The 7,033-nt window shown below is 43.9% G+C and carries 7 protein-coding genes; 3 read left to right on the top strand and 4 right to left on the bottom strand.

Going from position 1 to position 7,033, the window contains the following annotated elements:
* Positions 1–288 precede the first annotated feature (288 nt).
* Positions 289–1,332, top strand: a complete 1,044-nt coding sequence (locus tag H6G92_RS30255; protein ID WP_190899378.1) for an isochorismatase — start codon at positions 289–291, stop codon at positions 1,330–1,332.
* A gap of 82 nt (positions 1,333–1,414) precedes the next feature.
* Here the strand turns inward: H6G92_RS30255 and H6G92_RS30250 are convergent, their stop codons facing one another.
* Positions 1,415–2,329 carry a LysM peptidoglycan-binding domain-containing M23 family metallopeptidase gene (locus tag H6G92_RS30250; protein WP_190899376.1) on the bottom strand — a complete coding sequence of 305 codons (915 nt, stop codon included), beginning with the start codon at positions 2,327–2,329 and terminating at the stop codon, positions 1,415–1,417.
* A 280-nt stretch (positions 2,330–2,609) separates the two neighbouring features.
* Here H6G92_RS30250 and H6G92_RS30245 point away from each other — a divergent pair, with 280 nt between their 5' ends.
* A complete protein-coding gene (locus tag H6G92_RS30245) occupies positions 2,610–3,818 on the top strand; it encodes an HhoA/HhoB/HtrA family serine endopeptidase (RefSeq protein WP_190899373.1) in 1,209 nt (402 codons plus the stop codon).
* Positions 3,819–4,076: 258 nt separating this feature from the next.
* Here H6G92_RS30245 and H6G92_RS30240 read toward each other — a convergent pair whose 3' ends face one another.
* The 3 genes from H6G92_RS30240 to ispD all read right to left on the bottom strand — a co-directional run bounded on the left by H6G92_RS30240 (position 4,077) and on the right by ispD (position 5,875).
* Complete coding sequence (locus tag H6G92_RS30240; RefSeq protein ID WP_104908394.1) at positions 4,077–4,424, bottom strand: DUF760 domain-containing protein; 348 nt, start codon at positions 4,422–4,424, stop codon at positions 4,077–4,079.
* A gap of 97 nt (positions 4,425–4,521) precedes the next feature.
* Complete coding sequence (scpB, locus tag H6G92_RS30235; RefSeq protein WP_190899371.1) at positions 4,522–5,046, bottom strand: SMC-Scp complex subunit ScpB; 525 nt, start codon at positions 5,044–5,046, stop codon at positions 4,522–4,524.
* Between the two features lie 145 nt (positions 5,047–5,191).
* Positions 5,192–5,875 carry a 2-C-methyl-D-erythritol 4-phosphate cytidylyltransferase gene (gene ispD, locus H6G92_RS30230; protein WP_190899368.1) on the bottom strand — a complete coding sequence of 228 codons (684 nt, stop codon included), beginning with the start codon at positions 5,873–5,875 and terminating at the stop codon, positions 5,192–5,194.
* Between the two features lie 69 nt (positions 5,876–5,944).
* Between ispD and H6G92_RS30225 the strand changes: the two genes are divergently transcribed.
* Positions 5,945–6,904, top strand: a complete 960-nt coding sequence (locus H6G92_RS30225; protein ID WP_190899366.1) for a glycosyltransferase family 9 protein — start codon at positions 5,945–5,947, stop codon at positions 6,902–6,904.
* The last annotated feature ends 129 nt before the right edge of the window (positions 6,905–7,033 follow it).

Here is a 7,033-nt window from a genome sequence, read left to right as displayed (position 1 = left end):
ACCTTGGGTCGCCAAATGCTTTTTTGCACCACAGTTGAGCATGAATTCTTATTGGATTTTCCACTCTCTCTGCCCCCTCAAATCTCTTCCCCTAGTAGTTTACTTCTACTTGTGTGTACACCGTAGCTTTTTAAGGGGGGTTAGGGGGGATCTAAAAGTGCTTAAAGTCACAGCGAAACACTTTTCAAACAACCTCTTAGGTTCCCATAATGAGGTTTTCTAAGTAAAGCATTATATTATATTTAACTAAGGGCAAGCTTAATAATTACAACATAAATACAGAATTATATGAATACCCAAACAACAACCCAACTACCAATTCCCCCACATTTTAACTCCAATAAGGTAGGAGAAGTATGGCGCGTACCTTACCAAGAATGTGCAACAGCAGGCGAAGTATGGGCACAAAAACACGACATCAAACCAGCATCTTTAGATAAAACCAGGATTTGTTTACTATTAATTGATGTCCAAAATACCTTCTGTATCCCAGGATTTGAATTATTTGTAGGTGGAAAATCTGGGAAAGGGGCAGTGGATGATAACGTCAGATTGTGTGAATTTATATATCGGAATTTGGGAGTAATCACACAAATTGTACCCACCCTGGACACCCACACAGCAACGCAAATCTTTCATCCCATCTTTTGGGTGAACGCCGCCGGAGAACATCCTACTCCAGCAGCGACTAACATCACCCTAACAGATATCGAACAAGGAATCTGGAGAGTTAACCCAGCAGTTGCTGACAGTGTTACTAATGGAAATTATGAATTATTAGAAAAACATACTTACCATTACGTTAAAAAACTAAGCCAAGACGGTAAATATCCCCTCACAATTTGGCCTTATCATTCTATGTTGGGCGGCATTGGTCATGCTTTAGTTTCTTCAGTAGAAGAAGCAATATTTTTTCACGGCATTGCTCGTCAGAGTCAGACGCAATTTGAAATAAAAGGTGAGAACCCATTAACAGAAAACTATTCCATCTTACGTCCAGAAGTGTTGGAAGATTTTGAACAACGTCCACTTGCTCAAAAGAACACGCGCCTGATTAAGCAACTTTTAGAATTTGATGCTGTAATTATTGGTGGGCAAGCTAAAAGTCATTGTGTCGCGTGGACAATTGACGATTTATTAACAGAAATTAAACAGGTAGATGCTACCCTTGCTCAAAAAATCTATTTACTAGAAGATTGCACTTCCCCCGTTGTCGTTCTAGATATTGTGGACTACACAGAACAGGCAGATGCGGCATTTACAAGATTTTCAGAGGCAGGAATGCACATCGTAAAATCTAGCGAATCAATAGCATTTGGGCATGGGGCATAGGGCATGGTTATTCTATCCCCTTATCTCCCTATCTCCTCCTGCTTGCTCATCCCCCACTCCCCACTCCCTAATCCCTAATACCTCATTTCTTCAAATAACCTTTGGGATCTTGTGCTACCCAACCGAGAGATGAGCTAGAACGCACTTCAAAATGGAGATGTGATTGACTGGAGGTTGGTTTTCCACTAGTACCTACTGTTCCCAGTAAGTCTCCTTTGCTTACCTGCTGACCTACAGTAACCTTGATATTGTCAAGCTGGGCATAGCGGCTTTGAAGTCCGCCACTATGGTTAATAATGACCAACTTGCCATAGGAACCTTGGTCATTAGCAAAAGCTACAGTTCCAGGCGCGATCGCTAGCACATCTGTACCAACTGGTGCTAACAAATCAACACCACTATGAAAGAAAACTTCACCTGTAGCAGGATTAATTTGCCAGCCGTAAGGTAATCCCACAGTTACTACTTGTGCCAAGGGGTATCCAGACAGGGATGCACGGTTTGGCGTACCTACATCAGTAGGTAAAGGGGACTTTGTTACAACACCATTGGGTGACCAATTTACTCCCGGAACAAACACAACTCTGGGGTCTTGTTGGCAGCCATTCACCTCAAAAAGGCTATCAGCACGAACTTTGTATTGTGCCGCTACTTGTCGCCAAGTTTGACCACGAGGCACTTCGACTACAATCCCATTGTAGGGAGGAATTTGAAGTACACTACCAACGGCTACGTAGGTGGAACCCGCCGTAGACATCGCACCATTCTGTAAAGCTGGATTCATGCCAATAATAGTTGTAGGCATGAGATTGTAGCGCTGTGCTATGCTCTCCAAAGTTTCGCCACGAACAACTTTATGGCGTTGGAAGCGAGATAGAGCTGGAGTTGGACAACCACCCACAGCAGCGTTGGCGCTGTTGGTGTTTGGCAGTATGGATACTAGGCTCAAGGCGCTAACTAAGCTACAGAGAAACAGTTGACGAAAGGGTAAAGTCATGTATAAAGGTCAAGAGCGCATTAACTTTAGATTTTAGATGGAGAGTGTGAGAAGTGGGGAGCAGAGGGAGACAAGGAGAAGAATCAATGCTTAATACTTCTCTATGAGAGGCTGCGCCCTAAGCGTAGCTATGCCGCAGGCTTTACGGCAACGCTCAGTACAAATCCCCTATACCCCATGCCCTATGACCAATTCATCGTAAATTTATCTGTCCACTTACCGTTAGCTTGACTACACTTAGAAATTAGCAACTGCATTGTTGTCCTTAAGCAGAATGATTATGAAGTTATCTTTAAAGCAACTGGGCGTTTATGTGTTCTTACTGGTGTTCGGCTGTGGTGCAGGTTTATTTGGTAGTCGCTATCTCCTGCTACAAAATCCCTCGTTCCGACAGTTAAAAAATGTAACAATGGCTTCGCCTCCAGAATCGGTAGTGCCAAATTCTTCTAACGGAGCGATTGGTGCTACTGGGGGCGATAATGTGAATTTTATTGCGACGGCAGTGCAAAAAGTTGGCCCAGCTGTGGTAAGAATTAACGCCACTCGCAAAGTTGCCAATCCCATATCTGATGCATTGAAAAATCCCCTCTTGCGGCGATTCTTTGGAGAGGATGAGCAACCAATTCCCCAAGAACGCATTGAGCGCGGTACAGGTTCGGGATTTATTTTGAGCGAAGATGGAGAATTACTCACCAATGCTCATGTAGTGGCAGATACAGATACAGTACAAGTCACCCTCAAAGATGGTCGCAGTCTAGAGGGGAAGGTAGTAGGAGTTGATTCTGTGACAGATGTGGCAGTAGTGAAAATAAAAGCGAGTCATTTACCGACAGTAAAGTTGGGCAATTCGCAAAACTTAATACCAGGACAATGGGCGATCGCTATTGGCAATCCTCTGGGTTTAGATAATACTGTCACTATTGGCATCATCAGTGCTACAGATCGCACCAGCACTCAAGTTGGTGTCCCAGATAAGCGAGTTAGCTTTATCCAAACTGATGCCGCAATTAACCCTGGTAATTCTGGTGGCCCCTTGTTAAACGCCCAAGGCGAAGTAATTGGTGTTAACACTGCTATCCGCGCTGATGCTCAAGGACTCGGTTTTGCTATCCCCATTGAAACCGCCGCCCGCATCGCCAATGAACTTTTTACCAAAGGGCGTGTAGAACATCCGTTCTTGGGAATTGAAATGGCAGACCTTTCTCCCACCAGAAAACAACAGATTAATCAAGAAAATCAACTGAACATTCAGCAGGAAGCTGGAATTGTAATTAAAGGAGTCACAGAGGATTCCCCAGCCAAGCGTGGAGGACTGCTTCCTGGAGATGTGATTCAAAAAGTTAACGGTAAACCAGTCAAAACCTCAGCCCAAGTTCAGAAGTTCGTAGAGTCCAGCACAGTTGGGGACATAATAGCTATGGAAGTCAACCGCAGCGGTAAAATTCAAACCTTCAGAGTACAGTCAGGAGCTTATCCCAAAAGGAAATAGTCAAAACAATTCGTAATTGATAATGACGCTGGCGGACTCCTTCGCGCTGCGCTAACGTAATTCGTAATTGATAATGACGCTGGGAAAATTGCTACCGCTACGCTCTCAGTGGAAGCTTGAACTCTCCACAAATGTCTTGTTGACACTGAATTTTTAATTCAGCGTGGGCTGCTATACCCTCTTTAATTACGAATTACGAATTACGAACTAGTAATTATTTGGTCAATAGTCCCAGAATATTTGACTACTGACTATTGATTATTGACCATTAGACAAATGCTCTAACTGCATTCTTTGTTCCATCTGGCGCAGAAAATACCCCGTCATCATGGCCGACGCTAGAAGCCCAGCTAAGTTCTCCCGATCTGTTGTGATTTGCACGTTGAAATTTTCTGCCGGGAGCATTCCCACTAGCCCTTGGACATTTTGCGAGATAATTTGTTTAATTTCGGGGCTGGCGGACTGAGCAATCCTAGCTAAAACATCAGGAGACTGATGTTGTAGATATTTGAGTAACTGATTAGGGTATTCCTCAGAGTGGTCGGAAAGAAGTTGATTAGGGTGTTCCTCAGAGTTGTCATTCAAAAAGTCAGGATTAAACACCATTGGCAGTTTTATTTAGCTTAATTGCTAACTCTACTTTAAACCATAGTACAAGGGTAGCGCATTCACCACGGGTATAAGCCCTGAAAAGCAGGGGACATTATTTTGGTTCTAGTTCTAGTTCTAGTTGTTCTTCCTTTTGGCTGGTGGAAAGTATTTGCGGGAGTTGTTCTATTTGGAAATACTGATGAAACTTCGGGGTTACTTGCAGTGAATAAGAGCGAGAATCGCTGTCTCGACGCTTTCGGATGAAACCAAGTTCGACGAGTTCGGGAACGTGTTGATATACTCCTGAGCCGCGTAGGTTAATCAAGTCGCTCTGAAGTATGGGACTATTAAGGGCGATCGCAGCTAAAGTCCGCAATGCACCTACACCCAATTCTACTGGTATCATCGTTTGCACCAAATCATGAAAATCAGACCGGAGTTGCAAACTGTAACCATCTGGAGTTTCTACTACCTCTAGGGCGCTATCTCGGTGGGCATAGTTGTCCATTAGTTCAATTATGCCTTCTTTGACAGTGGCGCGATCGCACGCGGCATACTCGGCGATTTCGCCGAGCGACAAGGGTTTACCTTTTAAATAGAGAATTGCTTCTATCTTCGTCGCTGTGGCTGTAATCATTTAGTTACTAGTCATTGGTTATTAGTCATTGGTCATTAGTACATGACAACTAACAATCAACAAGTGTGTGGCATTATATCGTAAATTGTCAAAATATTGTTTGAAACTCTGAAATTGGACATGGGGAATTGGGGAATCATTTTCCTCAAAAGCCTCTAGTTGTGAGAATAAATTCTGCGATCGCTAAATCTTGTGGAGTAGTGACTTTTAAATTTGTCTCCTCTCCCTCGACAATTCGGACTTCAATACCGCACTTTTCAAACAAAGCGGCATCGTCAGTTACTTCCCAACCTTGACGGACACCTTCAGCGTGGCACTGTTTCAACAACTTGACATCAAATCCTTGGGGAGTTTGTGCTGCCCACAATTTTCGTCTGTCGGGTGTTTCTTGAATTATGCCTTGTTCATCGACAACTTTGATAGTGTCTTTGACCGATACACCAGCAATTAAACCGGGACAGTGACGAATGGCTTGGGCACAAGAGTTAAATAAATCTGGTGTGGCTAGGCATCTGGCCCCATCATGAATCAAAACTTGTTCTGCGGCTACTGGCAGGGACTGCAAACCATTGTAAACAGATTCTTGGCGGGTGGAACCGCCTTGTATCAATTCCACTGGTTTAGTCAGCTTCAGATCGGCGATAATTGCGTTAAAGTCTGGCCAATCAGTAGGCTGAGAAATAATCCCAATCCAACTGATTGTATTAGCGGCTTCTGCGGCTAATAGAGTCCAAGCAATAATTGGTTGCGATCGCACTTTCAGAAGGAGTTTATTACGGTTACTCCCCATTCTTTTTCCGATTCCCGCAGCTGGAATTAGTAAATACACAGAATTCCTCAATCTTTAAGCTATATATTTTCCCCTAAAATAGGGAGCGAGTAAGCGTCAATAAATATTATGCGAGTAGTAGCCCTTGTACCTGGCGGAATTGGCGACCAAATTCTCTTCTTTCCGACTCTAGATGACCTGAAGCGCCATTACCCTAACGCTCAGATAGATGTCGTTGTTGAACCCCGGTCAAAGGCTGCCTACCGAGTGAGCAAGTCAGTTCACGAGGTACTGACCTTTGATTTTCAAGACCGTAATAGTCTGGCAGATTGGGGTAACTTGGTGGGGACAATTCGCGATCGCGAATACGATGTCGTCATTGCTGTTAAGCAAATTTGGTTGCTTGGTCTTTTACTTTGGTTGACGGGAATTCCCATACGTATTGGCTACAAAGGCAAAGGTTCGGTTTTTCTGACCCACGCTGTGCCATTCAAACCATCCCAGTATGCGGCGGCAGTATATCACGATTTGCTGCAACCATTGGAAATAAATAGTCCTGTCCCAGAGTTAGCGGTAAATGTGCCAAAACCAGATATTGAGTGGGCACAAAAAGAACAAAAACGCTTAGGGGTGAATGAAACAGGCTATATCTTGATTCATGGCGGTTTTGGCCAGTTATCCCAGGCTAAAGAACTGGATAAAATCTACCCTGTCGAAAGTTGGCATCAAATTATTCAAGGCTTCCAAGACAAGCAGCCGGATCTGCCTGTGGTGGTGATTAAGGGAACTGATGATGAGCAGTTTGTGCGATCGCTTCTGGGGTCTTCTCCAGATATCAAGGTGACTGCCCCTGATGATATTGGCAAGTTAACTGCTATGATTGCCGGGGCAAATTTGATGTTGTCTACTGATAGTGCGGCACTACAACTGAGTGTTGCAGTCCAAACCTATACCATCGCCTTATTTGGGCCCACTAATCCAGCTAAGTTGTTGCCGAAAAACGATAAATTCCTGGCCATTGCATCTCCCACGGGAAAAACGGCGGATGTTTCACCAAACGCCGTTTTGGAAAAGATTTGGGGTGGCTAAAGGGCAGTTTGTCCTGATTTCTGCGATAAGTCTATTGGATATCCAAATGTAGTTATGCGTTTGTTGAATGACCGCAAAACCTGGACGTGACAGCTAGATTTTGCGGTTATTCAGTATTAAAAACCAGAT

The sequence above is a fragment of the Nostoc foliaceum FACHB-393 genome, assembly GCF_014698505.1.
In the GTDB taxonomy this organism is placed as follows: Bacteria; Cyanobacteriota; Cyanobacteriia; order Cyanobacteriales; family Nostocaceae; genus Nostoc; species Nostoc foliaceum_A.
The sequence above is the reverse complement of the archived record's forward strand: the minus strand, read 5'-3'. Positions and strand labels throughout refer to the sequence as shown.